Source organism: Qipengyuania aquimaris, assembly GCF_020171965.1.
GTDB lineage: Bacteria > Pseudomonadota > Alphaproteobacteria > Sphingomonadales > Sphingomonadaceae > Qipengyuania > Qipengyuania aquimaris_A.
In genome coordinates this window covers 80,476-97,939 of sequence record NZ_JAIUZK010000002.1, presented here as the reverse complement: position 1 = coordinate 97,939, position 17,464 = coordinate 80,476, and the positions used below count along the sequence as shown (strand labels likewise).

At 60.4% G+C, this 17,464-nt stretch carries 25 protein-coding genes; 12 read left to right on the top strand and 13 right to left on the bottom strand.

Annotated elements, in window-relative coordinates:
* Positions 1-22 precede the first annotated feature (22 nt).
* The 5 genes from dapD to LCM24_RS08060 all read left to right on the top strand — a co-directional run bounded on the left by dapD (position 23) and on the right by LCM24_RS08060 (position 1,993).
* The gene (gene dapD / locus LCM24_RS08080; RefSeq protein WP_224803572.1) at positions 23-847 is read left to right on the top strand and encodes a 2,3,4,5-tetrahydropyridine-2,6-dicarboxylate N-succinyltransferase; all 825 of its coding nucleotides are present in this window, start codon (positions 23-25) and stop codon (positions 845-847) included.
* A 76-nt stretch (positions 848-923) separates the two neighbouring features.
* A complete protein-coding gene (locus LCM24_RS08075) occupies positions 924-1,223 on the top strand; it encodes a hypothetical protein (protein ID WP_224803571.1) in 300 nt (99 codons plus the stop codon).
* Positions 1,224-1,240: 17 nt separating this feature from the next.
* On the top strand, positions 1,241-1,468 hold the full coding sequence (locus LCM24_RS08070; protein WP_090477636.1) for a DUF2945 domain-containing protein: 228 nt from the start codon (positions 1,241-1,243) through the stop codon (positions 1,466-1,468).
* Between the two features lie 4 nt (positions 1,469-1,472).
* A complete protein-coding gene (locus LCM24_RS08065) occupies positions 1,473-1,664 on the top strand; it encodes a DUF3008 family protein (protein ID WP_224803570.1) in 192 nt (63 codons plus the stop codon).
* Complete coding sequence (locus tag LCM24_RS08060; RefSeq protein ID WP_224803569.1) at positions 1,664-1,993, top strand: DUF3140 domain-containing protein; 330 nt, start codon at positions 1,664-1,666, stop codon at positions 1,991-1,993. The genes LCM24_RS08065 and LCM24_RS08060 overlap by 1 nt, the downstream gene beginning before the upstream one ends.
* 3 nt (positions 1,994-1,996) lie before the next feature.
* On the opposite strand, the gene LCM24_RS08055 is transcribed toward LCM24_RS08060, so the two are convergent.
* The gene (locus LCM24_RS08055; protein WP_224803568.1) at positions 1,997-3,271 is read right to left on the bottom strand and encodes a dipeptidase; all 1,275 of its coding nucleotides are present in this window, start codon (positions 3,269-3,271) and stop codon (positions 1,997-1,999) included.
* Positions 3,272-3,347: 76 nt separating this feature from the next.
* Here LCM24_RS08055 and LCM24_RS08050 point away from each other — a divergent pair, with 76 nt between their 5' ends.
* A complete protein-coding gene (locus LCM24_RS08050; protein ID WP_224803567.1) occupies positions 3,348-3,638 on the top strand; it encodes a DUF427 domain-containing protein in 291 nt (96 codons plus the stop codon).
* Positions 3,635-4,036 carry a DoxX family protein gene (locus tag LCM24_RS08045; RefSeq protein WP_090477625.1) on the top strand — a complete coding sequence of 134 codons (402 nt, stop codon included), beginning with the start codon at positions 3,635-3,637 and terminating at the stop codon, positions 4,034-4,036. The genes LCM24_RS08050 and LCM24_RS08045 overlap by 4 nt, the downstream gene beginning before the upstream one ends.
* Before the next feature lie 3 nt (positions 4,037-4,039).
* On the opposite strand, the gene LCM24_RS08040 is transcribed toward LCM24_RS08045, so the two are convergent.
* Together LCM24_RS08040 and LCM24_RS08035 are read right to left on the bottom strand one after the other, a co-directional pair.
* Entirely contained in the window at positions 4,040-4,291 is a 252-nt protein-coding gene (locus LCM24_RS08040) for an SWIB/MDM2 domain-containing protein (protein WP_221537994.1), read from the bottom strand.
* 35 nt (positions 4,292-4,326) lie between these two features.
* Positions 4,327-4,908, bottom strand: coding sequence for a YbhB/YbcL family Raf kinase inhibitor-like protein (locus LCM24_RS08035; protein WP_224803566.1), 582 nt, complete (start codon positions 4,906-4,908; stop codon positions 4,327-4,329).
* Between the two features lie 234 nt (positions 4,909-5,142).
* Between LCM24_RS08035 and LCM24_RS08030 the strand changes: the two genes are divergently transcribed.
* Positions 5,143-6,549 carry a S41 family peptidase gene (locus tag LCM24_RS08030; protein ID WP_224803565.1) on the top strand — a complete coding sequence of 469 codons (1,407 nt, stop codon included), beginning with the start codon at positions 5,143-5,145 and terminating at the stop codon, positions 6,547-6,549.
* Positions 6,550-6,557: 8 nt separating this feature from the next.
* Here the strand turns inward: LCM24_RS08030 and LCM24_RS08025 are convergent, their stop codons facing one another.
* Genes LCM24_RS08025 through LCM24_RS08015 form a run of 3 tightly spaced genes read right to left on the bottom strand, consistent with a single transcriptional unit; the run spans position 6,558 to position 8,408 of the window.
* On the bottom strand, positions 6,558-7,010 hold the full coding sequence (locus LCM24_RS08025) for a DUF3429 domain-containing protein (protein WP_224803564.1): 453 nt from the start codon (positions 7,008-7,010) through the stop codon (positions 6,558-6,560).
* 58 nt (positions 7,011-7,068) lie between these two features.
* Positions 7,069-7,488, bottom strand: a complete 420-nt coding sequence (locus tag LCM24_RS08020; RefSeq protein ID WP_224803563.1) for a COG3650 family protein — start codon at positions 7,486-7,488, stop codon at positions 7,069-7,071.
* Positions 7,485-8,408 carry an alpha/beta hydrolase fold domain-containing protein gene (locus LCM24_RS08015; RefSeq protein ID WP_224803562.1) on the bottom strand — a complete coding sequence of 308 codons (924 nt, stop codon included), beginning with the start codon at positions 8,406-8,408 and terminating at the stop codon, positions 7,485-7,487. Before LCM24_RS08015 ends, LCM24_RS08020 begins: the two co-directional genes overlap by 4 nt.
* 111 nt (positions 8,409-8,519) lie before the next feature.
* On the opposite strand from LCM24_RS08015, the gene LCM24_RS08010 reads away from it, so the two are divergent.
* Positions 8,520-9,071: a hypothetical protein gene (locus LCM24_RS08010; protein WP_224803561.1), complete on the top strand. Its 552-nt coding sequence runs from the start codon at positions 8,520-8,522 to the stop codon at positions 9,069-9,071.
* Between the two features lie 80 nt (positions 9,072-9,151).
* Here the strand turns inward: LCM24_RS08010 and LCM24_RS08005 are convergent, their stop codons facing one another.
* The gene (locus LCM24_RS08005; protein WP_224803560.1) at positions 9,152-9,730 is read right to left on the bottom strand and encodes a fasciclin domain-containing protein; all 579 of its coding nucleotides are present in this window, start codon (positions 9,728-9,730) and stop codon (positions 9,152-9,154) included.
* Between the two features lie 224 nt (positions 9,731-9,954).
* Here LCM24_RS08005 and LCM24_RS08000 point away from each other — a divergent pair, with 224 nt between their 5' ends.
* Positions 9,955-10,632, top strand: coding sequence for a hypothetical protein (locus LCM24_RS08000; RefSeq protein WP_224803559.1), 678 nt, complete (start codon positions 9,955-9,957; stop codon positions 10,630-10,632).
* A 293-nt stretch (positions 10,633-10,925) separates the two neighbouring features.
* On the opposite strand, the gene LCM24_RS07995 is transcribed toward LCM24_RS08000, so the two are convergent.
* Positions 10,926-11,138, bottom strand: a complete 213-nt coding sequence (locus tag LCM24_RS07995; protein ID WP_224803558.1) for a cold-shock protein — start codon at positions 11,136-11,138, stop codon at positions 10,926-10,928.
* Between the two features lie 210 nt (positions 11,139-11,348).
* On the bottom strand, positions 11,349-11,693 hold the full coding sequence (locus LCM24_RS07990; RefSeq protein ID WP_090477610.1) for an HPF/RaiA family ribosome-associated protein: 345 nt from the start codon (positions 11,691-11,693) through the stop codon (positions 11,349-11,351).
* A gap of 157 nt (positions 11,694-11,850) precedes the next feature.
* Here LCM24_RS07990 and LCM24_RS07985 point away from each other — a divergent pair, with 157 nt between their 5' ends.
* Together LCM24_RS07985 and LCM24_RS07980 are read left to right on the top strand one after the other, a co-directional pair.
* Positions 11,851-12,270: a pyridoxamine 5'-phosphate oxidase family protein gene (locus LCM24_RS07985; RefSeq protein ID WP_224803557.1), complete on the top strand. Its 420-nt coding sequence runs from the start codon at positions 11,851-11,853 to the stop codon at positions 12,268-12,270.
* Positions 12,271-12,318: 48 nt separating this feature from the next.
* Entirely contained in the window at positions 12,319-12,888 is a 570-nt protein-coding gene (locus LCM24_RS07980) for a lipocalin family protein (protein ID WP_224803556.1), read from the top strand.
* A 3-nt stretch (positions 12,889-12,891) separates the two neighbouring features.
* Here LCM24_RS07980 and LCM24_RS07975 read toward each other — a convergent pair whose 3' ends face one another.
* The 4 genes from LCM24_RS07975 to LCM24_RS07960 form a co-directional block, all read right to left on the bottom strand.
* A complete protein-coding gene (locus tag LCM24_RS07975) occupies positions 12,892-14,376 on the bottom strand; it encodes a serine hydrolase domain-containing protein (protein WP_224803555.1) in 1,485 nt (494 codons plus the stop codon).
* A 102-nt stretch (positions 14,377-14,478) separates the two neighbouring features.
* A complete protein-coding gene (locus tag LCM24_RS07970) occupies positions 14,479-14,883 on the bottom strand; it encodes a nuclear transport factor 2 family protein (RefSeq protein ID WP_224803554.1) in 405 nt (134 codons plus the stop codon).
* A 303-nt stretch (positions 14,884-15,186) separates the two neighbouring features.
* Positions 15,187-15,702, bottom strand: a complete 516-nt coding sequence (locus LCM24_RS07965) for a hypothetical protein (protein WP_224803553.1) — start codon at positions 15,700-15,702, stop codon at positions 15,187-15,189.
* Positions 15,703-15,882: 180 nt separating this feature from the next.
* Positions 15,883-17,340: an AAA family ATPase gene (locus LCM24_RS07960; protein WP_224803552.1), complete on the bottom strand. Its 1,458-nt coding sequence runs from the start codon at positions 17,338-17,340 to the stop codon at positions 15,883-15,885.
* Between the last annotated feature and the right edge of the window lie 124 nt (positions 17,341-17,464).

The following is a 17,464-nucleotide window of genomic DNA, read 5'->3' as shown; positions in this document are numbered from 1 at the left end:
CGAAATCTATACGGAGACCAGCATGAGCGCCGACCTCGAAAGCCGCATCGAAGCCGCGTGGGAAGACCGCGCCAACGTCACCCCGCAGAGCACCGAGGTGCGCGAAGCGGTGGAGGCCGGTCTTGCTCTGCTGGACAGCGGCGAAGGCCGCGTGGCCGAACCCGACGGCAAAGGTGGCTGGACGGTCAAACAGTGGTTGAAGAAAGCCGTCCTCCTGTCCTTCCGCCTCAACGACAATGTCGTCATGGAAGGCGGCAGCGCCGGTCATCCGGCCTTCGACAAGGTGCCGAGCAAGTTCGCCGGCTGGGACGATGCGCGTTTCCGCGAGGCGGGTTTCCGCGTGGTACCGGGCGCCATCGCCCGCGAAGGCTCCTACATTGCACCGGGCTGCGTCCTGATGCCGAGCTTCGTCAACATCGGCGCCTATGTCGGCAAAGGCACGATGGTCGACACCTGGGCCAGCATCGGCAGCTGCGCGCAGATCGGCGAGAACTGCCACATCTCGGCAGGCGCAGGGATCGGCGGCGTGCTCGAGCCCATGCAGGCAAACCCGACGATCATCGGCGACAACTGCTTCATCGGCGCGCGTAGCGAAATCGTGGAAGGCGTGATCGTGGGCGAAGGCAGCGTCGTCGCCATGGGCGTTTTCATCACCCAGTCCACCAAGATCGTCTACCGCGACACGGGCGAGGTCATTCGCGGCCACATCCCGCCCTACTCGGTCGTCGTGCCCGGTTCGCTGCCGGGCAAAGACGGCGGCCCCGGCCTCGCCTGTGCGGTCATCGTAAAGACCGTGGACGCCCAGACGCGCGAGAAAACCGGGATAAACGACCTCCTGCGCGACTGACCCGGGCGGAACATAAGCCCGCTTTGACCGTAGAAAGCCCTGAAACGCGGGATCGCGCAAAACAGGGAGTATTCGCGTGCACAAAGAAGGTGACGAAATTCATATCGACGAGCAGGAAGCAAGCGGCGGCTCCAAGGAAGGCGTCGTGCGCTGGGTCCTCGCCGGCGGATTGATCCTTGCCGTCCTCCTGATGTCGATCGTCTGGATCATTCCGGCGATGACGCAGGGCGATATCGAAGAAGAAGCAACCGTAAGCGGCGAGATTTCGTCGATGGAAGGTGGCGACAGCACCGACAGCATTGTCGGCATCGACGGGGAACCCGGCGACGGCGGCGAAGTTACCCAAGAGGACGGGATCGAAGTTATTGAAAACTAAGTGACCGAGGTGACCTCATGAGCAATTCGAACAGTTTCCAGACCGATCAGTACGTCAAGTGGGATTGGGGCAATGGCACTGCAAAGGGCCAGATCAAGGACCGGTTCGAACGTGAGGTCACTCGCACCCTCCAGGGCAGCGAAGTCACCCGTGACGGCAGCGAGGACAATCCCGCCTACCTAATCAAGCAGGAAGACGGCGACGAAGTCCTGAAGCTTGGTTCAGAGCTCGAAGCGCAGGACTGACACCATGCCAAAAGCCAAATCCAAGGCGCAGCAGCAAGCTGCGGGCGCCGCCCTTGCGGCCAAGCGCGGCGAAACCGACAAGTCGGATCTCCAGGGTGCTTCCGTGGAAATGTACGAAAGCATGTCCGAGAGCGAACTGGAGGAAATGGCTTCCACCGACCGTTCCGACCTGCCGGAAACTGCGGACAACGATTGATGGATCAAGACAAGAAGGACGACGTCTACGATGAGTTCTACGACTGCGTGAACATGCAGCCGAAGGAGCTCGAAGAATGGCTCGACACCGAGGAATCCAGATCGGTCGGCGACAGCGATGGCGGTGAAAGCACCGGTCACAAGTCGGGTCGCCGGATCGTCGCGATTAAGCGCACGAACAAGGATGAGCTGTCAGACGATCAGTACGATCACATGAACAAGGTGATCGGCTATATCCACCGTCACCTTGCGCAGAAACCATCCGGCGATATCGAGAACAGCGACTGGCGTTATTCACTCAAGAACTGGGGTCACGACCCCTGTAAATAGGGATCAGTCTTCCGCCGCGCGCGGGGCGCCAACCGCATACTCGATAGGCGCGGCGCCCGAGCGGCTTGCCGCATAGGCTTCCGCCTCGCGCATCACCCGCATCATGTTGCGGTTCGATATCTTCTCGAGATCAGCCTGCGAATATCCGCGGCGCGCCAGTTCGGCGAAGAGCGCGGGATATCCGGTTACGTCTTCCATCCCGACCGGGCCGGTCGGCATGCCGTCATAGTCGCCGCCAATCCCGATATGGTCGATCCCAGCGACATCCCGCACGTGATCGATATGGTCGGCCATGTCCGAGATGGTCGACACGGGTTGCCGGTTGTTCGCCTCCCACCGCGCAAGCTCTGCGGCCACGGTGTCCGGCAAGCCGGGATAGAGCGCTTTGAGCCGCGCCACTTCCGCCGCCTTGTTCGCGGCATGCTGGCGCAGGTCTTCGGTGATGAACCATGGCAGCGCGACGACCATGACGATCCCGCCATTTTGCGGCAGGCGCGCGAGGACGCTATCGGGAACGTTGCGCAGGTGACCGGTCACCGCGCGCGCACCAGAATGACTGAAGATGACCGGAGCCCCTGCCACGTCCAGCGCGTCATGCATGGCCTCTTCGCTTACGTGGCTGAGATCGACGAGCATGCCGATCCGGTTCATTTCGCGCACCACGTCCATCCCGAATTCATTCAGCCCGCCATGACGCGGGGCATCGGTGGCACTGTCCGCCCAGTCCAGCGTGCGACCGTGCGTCAGCGTCATGTAGCGCGCGCCCATCGCGTACATCTGGCGCAGCACGGCCAGGCTGTTGCCGATCGAATGCCCGCCTTCCATCCCCATCAGCGACGCGATCTTGCCATCGGCCATGGCAGCCTCGACATCGTCGGCAGTCAGCGCGAGCGCCATGGCATCCGAATTGGCCGCGATGAGGCGCTTGGTCACGTCGATCTGCTCGATCGTTGCCTGCACCGCTTCGGGTTCGGGCAAGGAAGCGCTGACATAGACCGACCACCACTGCGCACCGACCTTGCCGCGGCGAAGACGCACGAGATCGCTATGCATGGCAGCGCGCCTATCCGTGGCTGTGTCCAGCGTATCGTTGAAATCGAAATCGTTGATCCGATTGTCGAACCGAGCTCGCAGCTGGATCGGAACATCGTTGTGGCCGTCCCATACCGGCGCCGCCTCAAGCGCGGCGGCAGCGACGGCATCGGCCCTGTCCTGCGCGTCGACCGGGCTAGTCGCAAGGCATGACGTCACAAGGAATGCTGCGGCGATACGGATCATGTAATATCTCTCCTCGGAACGGGGCGTGTCCGGCGGCTGTTGTAGCGATACAAAGCGCGAATGAAAGGACCTAGGTATGACTGTAACGGCACGTTGGAACGGCGAGGAAATCGCGCGCAGCGACGATACACTGGTCGTGGAAGGAAATCATTATTTCCCCCCGTCCTCGGTAGCCCGCAGCGCGCTGGTGCCAAGCGACAAGACGACCGTGTGTTCTTGGAAGGGCGTGGCGCAATATCACTCGATCAATGCGGGGGGCGACATCAACACCGATGCCGCTTGGTATTATCCCAATCCCAAGGATGCGGCGGGCGAGATCAAGGATCACATCGCTTTCGGTAACGGCGTCGAGGTAGTCGAAGAGTGATCCGTGTCGCGCTGCGCTGGATCTTGGCCGCCTTCTATGCGCTGGCGGGGTGGGCGCATATCGCCGATCCCGCCCCGTTCCTGACGATCATGCCTGATGCCGTCCCGGCCCCCGAAGCCGTGGTGTTCTGGACGGGCATCGCTGAAATCGCGGGCGCAATCGCGCTGGTGCAACCGTGGTCGCGCAATCTGAGGCGATGGGGCGGGATAGGATTGGCGCTCTATGCGCTTTGCGTGTTTCCGGCGAACATCAATCATTTCATGATGGATATGGCGCGCGAAGATAACGGCCTGGGGCTTGCCTATCATGTGCCCCGCATGGTGGCCCAGCCGATCCTGATCTGGCTGGCCTTGTGGGTCGGCGGCGTCACGGACTGGCCGCGACGCCGCCCAACCTGATGATCAGCTCATGTGCTTGGAAACAGCACCGGTCATCTTGAACATCGAGATCTGTTCCTTGCCGATGACGGCTCCGAGCTTGTCGTCGGGATTGATCATGCGGCGATCCTTCGAATCCTGCAGGTTGTTCGCCTTGATGTGATCCCACACCTTGGAAGTGACCTGGGCGCGGGTCATCGGACCCTTACCGACCACATTCTCAAGCTCGGGCGAGAGGTTCACCGGCTTTTGCAGTGCGTTGTTCTTGCCAGCCATTTCAGGTTCCTTTCAGTTGGCTTTTCTTGGTATTATCAGATGTCGAATTCATCTTCGGCATCCCATTCTTCGACCTCATGGCCTTCGAAACAGGCCGTGAGGATCGCGACCGCGGTGACGTGGTTCGCCATGGTCTTGATCAGGTCTTCGTGTGTCGCGCCCGGCATCAGCGTCAGCGGCAGGTCGAGCGCGAACAGCTGGAAGGCGTAGCGGTGCTGGACCCCCAAAGGCGGGTCGGGAAGCAACCATTCGGAGTTGCCCTTCGCGTTCTTGCCAGTGCGCGGCGGCACTTCGCCTTCGAACAGGGCGCCTTTCTGGGCCTTGAGGCCCCAGACGAGCCAGTGGACGTCGCCGCGCTCGATATCCTCGACGACGAGGACCAGTTCCTGCGAACCCGGGGGCGGCGCGGTCCATTCCAGCGGCGGGGCGACTGCGTCGTCTTCGCAAGCGGTGAAGCTGGGATCGAGTTCGCCGCCATGCTTGAACGCAGGGCTGGTCAAAGAGAAGCCCGACCGGGCCAGCGCCTTCTCTTCCGCGACACGGGCTGCAGTCAATTCGGCTTTGACCTCGCCTTCTCCGACAGCCTTCTGGATCCAGTCTGGAACCACCGTACTCACCACTCGAACTCCGTAATTTCGGGCGCAATGCCCCGATTAGCCGCCAAGACTAGGCACAGCGCCGGAGGAAACGCCACCACGGGAGAGCGAATTTGCACCGTTTTGAGGAGAAAAACGCCCTGTTTTCCACCGAAAGGCGATAACTGACACCGCGCTCTTGCTCACAGGGGGTTAATTGCGCAATCACTAGGCAGCCTTGCGGCGGTAATCGCCGGGGTTCTGGAGGGAAATACTATGCCTGTGGGTCGCACCATTCTGACTGCTACGCTTGCCGTGTCTCTTGCCGCTTGCGGAGGGGGCGGCGACAGCAGTCCGTCAGGTCCTATTGTTGGCGGCGGAAGCAGCGGTGGCGGCGGGAATACGACCTGCTCCCTGTCGGCCCGGCAGGATTGGGCGCGCGACGTCCTCAACGAATGGTATCTCTTCCCCGACTTGCTGAACCTCAACGTCAACAAGGCTCAATATTCCGATGTGCAAAGCTACATCGATGCCCTGGTCGCGCAGGCTGCGGCGCAGAACAAGGACCGGGGATTCACCTATCTCACTTCCATCCAGGAAGAGAACGAGGCTCTCCAGGGTTCGCGCGCAGGCCTCGGCATCCGCCTTACCACCGACGGCGTGAGCAGGCTCTTCGCAGCCGAAGTATACGAGACAGGGCCCGCCTTCGACGCAGGCTTCGACCGCGGCACCGAAATCCTCTCGATCAACGGGCAATCCGTAGAGGCCCTGTTTCAGAGCGGCGGCACCAACGCAGTGCTCAATGCCCTTGGTCCGAGCGACCCGGGAGTGAGGCGCGACTTTACTATTCGCGGCACTGACGGAGTGACGCGCAATGTCAGCGTGACCAAAGCCGATTACACGCTCGACCCGATTTCGGATCGCTACGGCGTCGTTATCCTCAACGATGGCACCGACAACGTCGGCTACATCAACCTGCGCACCTTCTTCTCCCAGGACGCGGACTCGCAATTGCGCGCCGCATTCCAGCAATTGAAGGCGCAGGGCATCACCAAGATTATCCTGGACCTACGCTATAACGGCGGCGGCCTGGTAGATGTCGCCAACACGCTGGGCGACTTGATGGCCGAAGGGCTTGAAGGGCAAGTCTTCTCGAAAACCGTCCTTCGTCCGTCGAAGAGCGCCGAGAATTCGACCGAGCTATTCCAGAACATTCCAGAGCAGATTGCCGTCACGAAACTTGCCGTGATCGGCACGCGAAGCACCGCGTCTGCCAGCGAGCTGGTGACCAACTCCTTCATCCCCTACCTCGGCGAAAATCTCGCTCTGGTCGGCTCCAATACGTTCGGCAAGCCAGTGGGGCAGTTTGCCTTCGACCGGTCGGCCTGCGACGATCGCCTGCGGGCCGTGACGTTCAAGACGGTGAATGCCAACGACCAGGGCGAGTACTTCGATGGACTCGCTAGCGTGGTCCAGAAGACCTGCGCGGCACCAGACAATATCTTCGAGCCGCTGGGCGACCCTGCCGAACCTTCGATCAGCGCCGCGCTCGATTTCATGGCCGGACGCTCCTGCACGTCGATCACCGGCGTCCAGAGTGCCCAGTCGAGGACTCCCAAGCGCCGGCTGCTGGTCAAGGATCGTCCCAGCGAATTCGAGAGGACCAACCCCGGTCTCTACTGATCCGGGTGTTACGCCAGCGCAGTTGCGATCGTAGCCGATCCGAGCAGCACGGATAACGGCACCCGCAGCTGCATCCACCATGGCGGCGCCAGTCGGCCGAGACGTTCGTCCACGCCGAGACTGATCAGGAGTGCAGCGCCCAGCATGACCAGAGTCGGTTCCGGCGTGCTCGACCCGACAACCATCGGGGCAAGGCTAGCAAGGGCGAAGAGGCTGGGCGTAACGGCCGCGATCCAGATCCAGCCCAAAGCGCTGCGCCTTTCGGCAGCGGGTGCACCCGCCGCCATGCCCCACCACATGCCTCCAAGGAAGCTCAGGATGAGGGCGGCGTAGACAGCAGCGATCCCCCGAGCCGCATCGTGCCAAGCCTCGGGACCGAACAGGACGATTGCCACGCAGGCCATTTGCGGCAATAGGCCTGCCAGGCCGAGCCACTTCGGATAGCTTGGAATTTCACGCATTCTTCGTCAGCTTTCTATCCGGCGTTCGGTTCCGAAAAGCTTTCGCAATTCCGCGCGATCAAGGCATTTCGGGCCCGGAAAACGGCTGCCTGTCTGTGTAGCCGCACCCGACCAGTTGATCCGCCCCCCATGAAATCGTGACCGTATAGGGATAGGTGCGATCGCTCATCCCGTCGGAACAATCCCCGGGTGTCACCATCGCATCGAAGCTCTCGCCCTCCAGGCGGCCCGAGAAGCTGATCCCGTTGAGACCCGCGAAACGTTCGACCGGGAAACTGGTACCTTCAAGGTTTTCGGGACTGCTGAAAATAGCTTCATCGCCCTCGACCTCGACGCTCCAGAAAGGTTCTGTCCCCGCGAGGCTGACGGTCTCGTCATCCGCAATCCCGGAGAAGGCCTCGGCGTCTTCGATCTCGCTGTTTCCAGCCCCGCACCCGGCCAGGAATGCGAGCGATAGAAGGGTGGGTATGGTTTTCACTGCGCAGCTTCCTTGTGCATTTTCCGCATGAACGACGCCGCTTCCTCAAGCGCTGCGGCGCCTTCGGGTATCGGCAGTATCATCCAGACATGCTGCATGCGATCCGCTTCTCGATAAAGCGCAGGCGGGTTTCCGGCGGCTTCCATCCTGTCACGCAGGCGGCGGGCATCGACCAGCAGGATGTCGCGCGTGCCGACGAAAATGGCGGTGGGCGGCAAATCGTCCAGATTTCCGAACAGGGGGCTAAGCCTTGTGTCTTCGAGGTCCAGCCCGCCCGCATACCGCCTGCCGCACGCTTCCAGCCCCTGGGGCGAGAGCATTTTATCATAAGGGTCGATCGCGGCCAATCCTTCGCCAGACGCGCTGGCATCCACCCATGGCGAGAACAGCGTGAGGGAATTCGGCAGCGTCTCGCCGTCCTTGGCGAGATCCTGTGCCAGCGCCAGCGCCATGCCGCCGCCGGCGCTATCGCCCGCAATTGCGATATTCCCGGCGCCATATTTCTGCGCCAGCTCGTCGTACAAGGCCCGCATTGCCGGGAGCGTGGTCTGGACGGTGACTTCCGGCGCTAAAGGATAGATCGGAACGCTCGCCGATGCCCCGGCGAGACTGCAGAGCTTAACGATCGCGTCCCAATGCAGCGCGGCGATATCCATGACGTAACCGCCGCCGTGAAAATACAGGAGATGAAGACCCGATTTTTCGCCGGTCTCGCGGGGGTCCAGCGTGACAAGCGGGTAGCCTCTGCTTGTGTCCTCACTAATCACGAAGTCGCTGTGCGCACTCTTTGAGGGGCGGGGCGATTTTGCCCGGCGCATCTTGGCAATCCTCTTGTCCATCTTGTCGGGCTGGGAAAAGAAGCGCTTGATCCCGAGCAAGGGCAGGACAAATTCGAAAACACGCGCGCGCAAACTGACCATCAATCGCTCCCTCAATATCCAGGACGGACGTTAGCGAAGGTGGAGGAAACACTCCAGCAGGCCAAGCCTCGCCTGCGGGAACCCATCGGGGGGGCGTTTTGTTGTTTTTGCATGAAGATCAGTCCCCACCTCCTAGTCGCCGCGGCAGTCGTGGCAGTCGGTGGCGCGGTCGGCGGTAGTGCTATCGGCGACAGCCCGATCATTGCGCGCTCTTCGCAGGATAGCTTGCCCGAAGCGCAGGTTGCATTCGTGCCTCAAACACCGCGCCAAGCCTCCGAGCGGCCACCGAACCAATACCCGCTACAGACCGACGAAGGAACGATTCCGGTTGCCGAACTTGCACTGCATGGCCGGTATCGGGACACCGCTCACGCACGTTCCATGCTCCGGGCCAACCGCCAGGAGCAGGCTACGCTTGCAAGTGTCGAGCAGTATTATTCCGACGCGGATGTCGAGCGTTTGGCTCACAGCGACCTGAACGCAGATCGATCGCAGCAGATGTCGGCGGGGTATGTTCCGCAGCAGCAGCCTCCCGAACAGACGCATGCCGTTACTCCTGCGCAGCCGGAGCCCGCTGCGATCCAGGCAAACTCGGGCGAGGTGCGGATCGGCAACGCCAAGTCGATCGATGTCGCGGCCGCCCTGGAAGACAGGCGGTACTAAGGCTCTTCTTCTTATCACTGTACATGAAAAAGGCGGCCCATCGCAGGGCCGCCTTCTTAGTTTGGAATGGAAGCCTCAGCTTACTGAGGCATCAGGACCGTATCGATCACGTGGATCACGCCATTCGATGCGGCGACATCGGTCGAAGTCACGGTCGACGTGCCTCCGGCAGCGTCGGTCAGCACCACATTACCGTCCACCACATTGGCAGTCAGCGTACCGCCGTTCACGGTGTTGATGGTGTAGCCGCCTTCACCTGCATCGGTGATCGCCTGCGTCAGCGTAGCGGCGTCGACGTTACCTTCCACGACGTGATACGTCAGGATGTTGCCGAGCGTTTCGGTATCGTTGGTCGTCAGCTCGGTCAGCGTTGCTTCCGGAATCTTGGCAAACGCATCATTCGTCGGCGCAAACACGGTGTAGGGACCTTCGCCCGACAGCGTTTCGCCGAGGTTGGCCGCGGTCACGGCGCTAACCAGCGTCGAGAAGGTTTCATCACCCTGTGCAACTTCGACGATCGTGCCCGGGGCCATGTCGTCATTCGTCATCTGGTCGGCAGCGGCATTGTCATCATAACCCGCATTGTCGGACGGTTCTTCGGCGCACGCGGCGATCGCGAGCGAGGCGGCAGAAGCGAGAGCAATAGTCAGCTTTTTCATGTGTGTACCCTTTGTATGCTTTTACAGCGCAAAAACAGCCGGCCCACCCGACTGGCGCTTCGCAGAACAAACGAAGAGGAATACAGGGTTGTTCCGATTTTGTCGGGAATGTGGCGAGATGAGCATTTCTATCGACGAATTGAACAGAATCGGCTGATCGATTGCGATCATCGTGTATCTGGAACCGGGAATGCGAATTAAGCCTTGGGGAATGCGGAGGGCTAATGGAACGCGACGAATTCAGCGATCAGCTCGGGATAGGCCCGGCATCTCGTGTCGGGGTGCACCATCGAAAGAACAATTCCTTCCGGGGAATTTCCACCAGGACCGAATTGCGAATCCTCGTGGCAGGAGCGGTCAACCAGGATTACCTTGACGAGATTTGCCAATTGGAAAAACTCGAAGAACTTGAGTTGTCCTGGCCCGTCACGGCCGAGACCCTTCAAGGGCTTACCAAGCTGAGGAGGCTAGAGAAGCTTAAAGTCGACTCTCCGAGAAACATCTCGGACTTCACACCGCTTACGAAGCTATTCGGCCTGAAGCACCTGGCGATCGAGAATGCCAAACATCTATACAATCTCAGGTGGATGCATCCGCTTAAAGACAGGCTTGAAAGCCTCGCTCTCGACGGATCCATAAACACTACCCAGAAACTCGAAAGCCTGGACCCGCTCGATGGCTTCGTTTTCAAGAAGCTGTCGCTTGTCAGCGCGTCGGTGAAGGACAAGGACCTGTCGCCGCTGATCACGTGTCGGCAGCTCAAGCTACTCGATTGTGCCAAAGCCGTTTCCACTTTCGACGGGTTCATGGCCTTGGCCGATGCGCGCCCGGACCTGCAGTGCCAATGGTTCGACCCCGACTGGTGGCCAGGTCGCAAGTTTCGCGGTGGGCCGGCGCGCTAATTGAGCTCAGCTGCTTCTCGTTCTGCAGCCTTCTCTCGTTCTATCTTCTCACGTCTGCTCGCCACAGCGCGAGCTTGCTGCGCAAGGCCGAGCCACGTGGCCTCGGACCGGAGTGCCCTGTCGCGCACATTGTCCAGGGTAGCGGCTTTTGCTTCGGCGGCTGCTTCGCGTGCCCGCGCCGCGTAGAATTCGTAAGTCTGGCTCATCTGGTCTGGCTCCAACGACAAATTGAAAAGTACCGCGCGTCGCAAAAAGGTTTGATCCTTTGCGACGCGCGAGAATGTCGTCGAGCGTTAGTCGGCGGCCGAGAGGTTCACGGCGCTTTCCTTGCCGTTGCGACCCTGTTCGACTTCGAAATTGACCCGCTGGTCCTTGTCGAGCGTCTGCATGCCGGCGGCCTGCACAGCGGTGATGTGGACGAAGCTGTCGGGTGAGCCGTCGTCGGGCTGGATGAAGCCGTAGCCCTTGTCGGTGTTGAAGAATTTTACGGTGCCGGTCTTGGCCATTGGGTGTTCCTTTCAAGAACGTATTTACCCGCGCAGCAACGTGCCGCGGGGGTCGTGCGTCAAATCGTCCGATGAAAGGAAAACGTCGTCTGGTTTACGCCGGGGCCCTTGGAGAAAGGCAGGCGGCGGTCCTCAAAATCCGAAGTCCGTCGCAAATTTCGACGTCAGCGAGGGCGCACTATCATGCCCTCGCTGAAACGCCTAATTTAATTACAGAACCTTGTCGGGACGCGCATCGTGACCGTGCCGCTCAGCCTTGCCGAACTGCCTTTCGAGCCGCTGGGCGAGCGTGCGCGCAGCCTTGCTGGCCGCATCGTCGACCTTGGATGCGTGTTCGGTGACCCCGATGGGCTTACCGCCCCGGGGCCTCGCCTCGATCATGCAGGCCTTGTCGTCGGCTCCGTGCTTTGGCCCGTTCTCGTCACGCACATGGATCTCCACCCGTGTGAGCCGGTCCTCGAACCTTGCGAGCTTGTCACGCACGCTGGCTTCAATGCGTTCTGCGACGTTTTCCGTGCCCATTACCGAACTGTCGGAATTGAACTGGACCTGCATGGGTAAGCTCCTTTGTGTTCTCTCTCTAACCCGCCTCACTTATCGATATGGGTGCTTTTACAGCGCTTTCCAGCACAATCGCATGCATCCGCGCGGCCGGGCACCAATCGCAGATCCACCCGTTGACTTGGCATTATCCCCCCAGCCGGAGAACCCCATGTCCGACCGTTCGCTTGCCCAGATCGCCGAAAAACTCAAATCCATCGATGTCGCCATGCTGGTCACCAAGACGGGGGAAGAGGGCGCGATTGCCGCGCGGCCCATGTCGAACAACAAGGACGTGAGCGAGAGCGACGGCACTACTTTTCATTTCGCCACCGATGACGGACGGATTGACGACGACCTCAAGCGTTCCGACGAATGCGGTGCCACCTACACCAGCGGTGAATTCTACTGCTCGGTCCAGGGCACCGGCAAGCTCCATCGCGATCGCGCTGCGCTGGAGAAACACTGGGTCAAGGACCTCGAAAAATGGTTCGAAAACGGGCTCGATACCGACGGGCTAATCCTGATCGAGGTCAGCCCCCGCCGCATCGCATGGTGGGAAGGGCGCGAGCAGGGCGAACTGAAGCCCTGACCTCCGCGCTGTCGGGAACCGGAGGAAAATGGCACGATTATATCGGCCATGACACCCATTCGCTCCCTGCTACTCGCCCCGGCCCTTGCCCTCATCGCCGCCTGCGTCGGCAGGCCCGGCCCTGTCGGCAATGCCAGCGTCCCGCAACCGGCAAAACCCATCGAGACGCAAGCCTATCTCGGCAAGTGGTACGAATACGCCCGCTACGAAGCGCCGTTCCAGGAAGGGTGCGAAGGCGTGACGGCGGAATATTCCCTGCGTGACGACGGCAAGATCAAGGTCGTCAATTCCTGTTACAGGGACAGCCTCGACGGTGAATTCGACCAGTCGACCGGCAAGGCCAAGATCGTGGAGGACAGCGCGGGCGCCAAGCTGAAGGTCAGCTTCTTCGGCCCATTCTATGGCGACTACTGGGTTCTCGACCGCGGGGAGCAAGGCGCCGACGACCTTTACCCCTGGTCCATCGTGGGCGAATCGAGTGGCCGCTACCTGTGGATGCTTACCCGCGAGCCGCAACCCGACACTGCGACCCGCACCCTGCTGGAGCAGCGGGTGAAGGAATTGGGCTACGACTGGAGCCTGGTGCGCAAGACCGAGCAACCGGCAAACGAGCCGTAAGGATCAGTCCAGCTTCACGAGGCGTATCTCGCCTTCGATATCGAGCGCCTCCACGTCTCCGTCGGGACCAAGCTCGATAGTGAAGTTCAAGCCCGACGGGATGAAGAACTCAGTTCGCGAGGTGGCGTAGAAGGGTGAACGCTCGGCGAGCTCGCCCTCGATCCACAGCTTGCCGTCTTCAACCTCGATCTCGACGAACGGGGAGGCCGCTTCTCTATCGAAGGCATATCCGCCCGAAACCGCGTCTAGCCAGCCTGAGGGAACGGCGAGCGTTTCCCGCTCCTCGAACGCGTCCTGCCTCCAGCCGTAGACGTGACCGATCGCGCTCGCCACCTCGCGGATCAGGTCGCCTCCGGTATCGGAATTGGTGAGGATCGCCACGCTCGCCCTGCCGTCGGCATAGTTGAACCAGCGCGCACTGTATCCGGGATTATGCCCGTTGTGGACGAAGACGATCCCGTCGCCGGGCGCGTTTAGCCCGAAGCCGAGACCCGGATCATCCGCGCTGTCCGGGACCAGCTGGTTCGCCAACTCTTTCGAGACCAACCCTGCGGATTTCCATCGCGCATCGGCCACCTTGCCGCCGAGCAGCACAAGCTCGCTCGGCGTCGTCCACAGCCCGGCCGCCGCCATTTCGGGATAGGCGTAATAGCCGTGCCCACCCATCGCCTGCGACGCCTTGCCCCGGTGCCCCCGCGCCACATTGTCGCTGCGCTGCACGTAATCGTAATTGCTGAGCGACAATCCGGCGGGTTCGAGGACATGGGTTGTCACGTAATCCGCGAAAGGGGTTGTCGCGACATCCTCGATCAGGAGCTGGACGATCTGGTACCCGCCACCCGAATAGCGGCGGCTCTCACCCGGCATCTTGTTCACCACGATGGGCTGGGTGTTGGCGGGCGCCGCTCCCGTCAGGACCTGTTCGCTCGACGGATAGACCTCCGCAATATCGTAGCCCCGGAACCCGTGGACGGTCGTCCCTGCGCGATGCGACAGCAGGTGGCGCAAGGTGACGGGGCGCTGCGCGGTGAAGGCGTTCTGCGGGATTTTCCAGGAGGAGAGATAGTCGTTCACCGGCGCATCGAGATCGACCCTTCCCTCGTCGACCAGCGTCAGCGCCGCGAGCGCCGCGACGGGTTTCGACAGGGACGCGGCCTGGAACAGCGTGTCGGTGTCGACCGCCTCGCTGCCCCCCGCTTGCGCCACCCCGTAAGCCCTCGCCCAGGCCAGCTTGCCGTCGATCGCCACCGCTATGCTGATGGCGGGCACGCGGTGGTGCGCCATCCTTTCCGCCAGCGTCCAGACCGGACCCGGCTCGCCCTTCGCTCCGAGAGCGGGACGCAGGCCCTGCTCTATCGCCGCGATCCTTTCGTCATGGGCGCCGCCCGCTTCGACCGAGCGGTTTTCCCCGTCGGTCTCCGCCCGGGCCGATGCCGTTGCGGGAAGTGCGACCGCGAGCGCTGCGTGGGCCAGCAGCGCGCTGGCCAATATCGTTTTCGGCACTTCTGGAACCCCTCGCAAGCAATCGAAACTGCTCACGGGGTAGCGTCACCCCACCGCTATGTCTACACCTGTAATCGAAAGCCGTGCCTAGCCCGCCCCTAGTGCCGCGTCGGCCAGGATCGTGTCCATATACTCGCGCACTTCGACGATCTTGCCGTCCTCCAGGCGGAAGACGAAGCAATAGTCGTTGTCGTAGCGCGCGCCGTCGACCGTGGCCGCATTGCCCTTGGCGATCACGGCCACGCGGTCGCCATCGGCGAGGATCAGTTCTGCCGTGGTGAGATAGGGCCCGTCGATCCGCGCGAAGAGCGGCCCGACGAGGTCGCGCTCCACCGCCTCCAGGCCCTTCAGATGTTTCGACCAGGCGGACGAGCCCATGACACGCCATTCGATATTTTCGTCGAACAGGGCGGTGAAATGCGTCGGATCGCCCTTCGCCAGTCCGTCGTAGGCCTTGGTGATGAGCGCGCGGTTGGTTTCGGTCTGGGTCATCACGCGAGTTTCCCCCTCCGGCCCCGTCCCGTCAAGTAGGGCGTGCCGGCCCGCCGCCGCAGGAGGGCGGAGCGAAGGCGACAAAGGCGACACCCTGTCACCCGGCACTTTCGGGCGCAAACCCGCATGATTGTGCGGTTCTGGGGGTGCGGCGCGAAGTTGACACAATGGGGGGAGCAAAGGTCTGCTGCGCCGGACGGCCGAGCCCCGTGACGAGTGCTGGGGAGAGACAGCTTAAGGCTTTGCCGGGTGCTCATCCGCAATAATAGGGCAGATTCTTGCGGAGTAGGAAAGTTCGGGGCGTTATCCGAGCAGGGCGCTAACTTCAGCGGCAACCTGATCGATCGAGCAAGGCTTGGCGAGCGCGGCGACCCTCGATCGTGCGATGGTCTTTTGGTCTGGAAGGTCGTCCGCCCTCACCGCGAAAAACTGCCATTGCGACGGTTCGCGATGATCGGCGAGGTCATGGTCGGCAATCGGGTGCCAAGCGAAGACATAGATTTGCGCCACCCGGCCCGGCTCATCGAGCCAGCGTGCGCCTTCGTAGCGTCCCGTACGCGGTGCGATATCGAAACTGCCACGGCTGGGACTGTCGTCTGGGCGATGCCAACTTTGCAGCGCGGCTGACTGCTTGACCTCCAGCCGCACACCATCGGCATTCTCGAAATCATGCGAAGCCCAATCGGCCGAGCACCATCGCCATTCAGGCTCGAGAACCTGAGCCAGCATTGCTTCGACCAAGACTCCGCGCATGGAATTCGTCACAAGCTTCTGGCCAAACAGGGCCTGCTCTAGGCGCTTGAGGAGATCGGGATTCATACTACCGCCCTACCCCCATGCGCGATACCGTGAAGAAGGAAGTCCGTCCTTAAGCAGCACAGCGATAGGACAACAAAAGTTCGCAAAGCGGGCATTGGCTATCACGAGATAGTCGCCGGCCACACCACGCCGAGCGGTGTCAGGGCGCTAGTGGAAAAGCCAGTGCCGGAGGGGCCCAGCCTAACTTAGTGTCCGGCCGAATAAGGCCAAGAATTCCGCTCTGTTCTCCTCCCAAGCTGACAAAGCAAACGTTTCCGCCACTTCTTCCTGCACCCGCTCACGGGGCCGATTCACACGGTCAGAAATATAATCAATCAGAGCAGAGCAAGCATTTTTTGCAGAAGCTCTCCTCTGTGGACCTTGCGTGGTATCGTCGAATTGCTGAATGGTGTCCCGAATTCGAATGCGATTGTCGTTGAATTTTCTTCTCAAGGCACGTTCAAATCCAGCGAGATCTGCGAGAGCGTGCTCGACTATACCATTCTCGGGCGTCCAGGGCAGGAAGTGGATGTGGCCCTGAAGGTCCTGAAAGTCAGCTAGCATGCGATGATTTTCATTTCTCTGCCATTGCTGCAAAGTTTCATCTGAAACGTCGGCGTCCAGTAAAGCATGCTGGCGACAGTGGTCGGGCAAGCTAGCTCGACTTTCACCCAAGAATTTAACTGTTTGAACAAAGCCGCCAATTGGAGAAAAACGGACCGTAGGACGAGCATTGGGATCCTCAAACCGCTCATCCGCATACCGAGCAAAAAATGCTCTTGCGACATCCCTTCCGAAATCATCTTCTACATAATAGATTGCATCTGGAACCACCTCCTCATCAGATGAGATGTTTCCGATCGCGTAAGTGGGAAAACAACCGACTACTGGTTCGATATTTCCAGCGCCGTCGCTTTCAAGATAGATAATCCTACGACGATCAATTGATTTGAGAAGCGTCACCGAATGGGTGGAGAAGATTACACACAGACGTTTATTTCGCGCTTGCTGCTCGAGATAGCGTAGTAAACGCACCTGTGCCCGCGGATGCAGGGCCATTTCCAACTCATCAATCAAGATGAGAGAACGACTCCGAACATCTCGCAGTAATTTCAGAAGCTTCAAGATGCACAATTCGCCAAGGCTAAAGTGGCGTTCTGAATGATACTTCTGCGGAGTTCCGCCAAGAGACATCACGAACGCATCATTGCCTGTCCCACGTGTAAGATTGATTTTTCGAAGATTATTGAATTTCTCAGTTTCAAAAATTTCGTTGGCGGCCCGAATGATTTCCTGAGGCACTGCTCTCACTCGGGAGGGGTCAAAATCGTCCGGTCGCGGGGTGATCCGGTCGGCTGTCGCGCCAATATAGGTCACTTCGGGGTATCCAAACTCGTCAAGCACAACAGAGTTTGCCCTGGGGCGCGGCGTCCAACGCTCACCGCGATAGGCGTATTCTACTTCTTCACCGTCCACTTCATACGTAATGCTTCCCTGCAAATGGTTATCTAGTCGATCAGATTGAAGTGAGGCGGGAAAGTGAAGCTGAAATGCGTTAGAGTGACCAATACGTCTAATGCACGCCAGAAGCGACGTCTTACCGCCACCATTGCTTGCCGTGAGCAACCACACCCCTCGCTCAGGCAAGTCGAAATCCAACGAGCTAACGTTCCTCAGACCCCGTATTTTTATTCGCCCCGCCATTTAGAAACCCCTCTCTCTATTCGAGAGGATGGGCTAACTAATACTACGATAAAGTAAAGGCCTCACCCCTCCGGCAAAT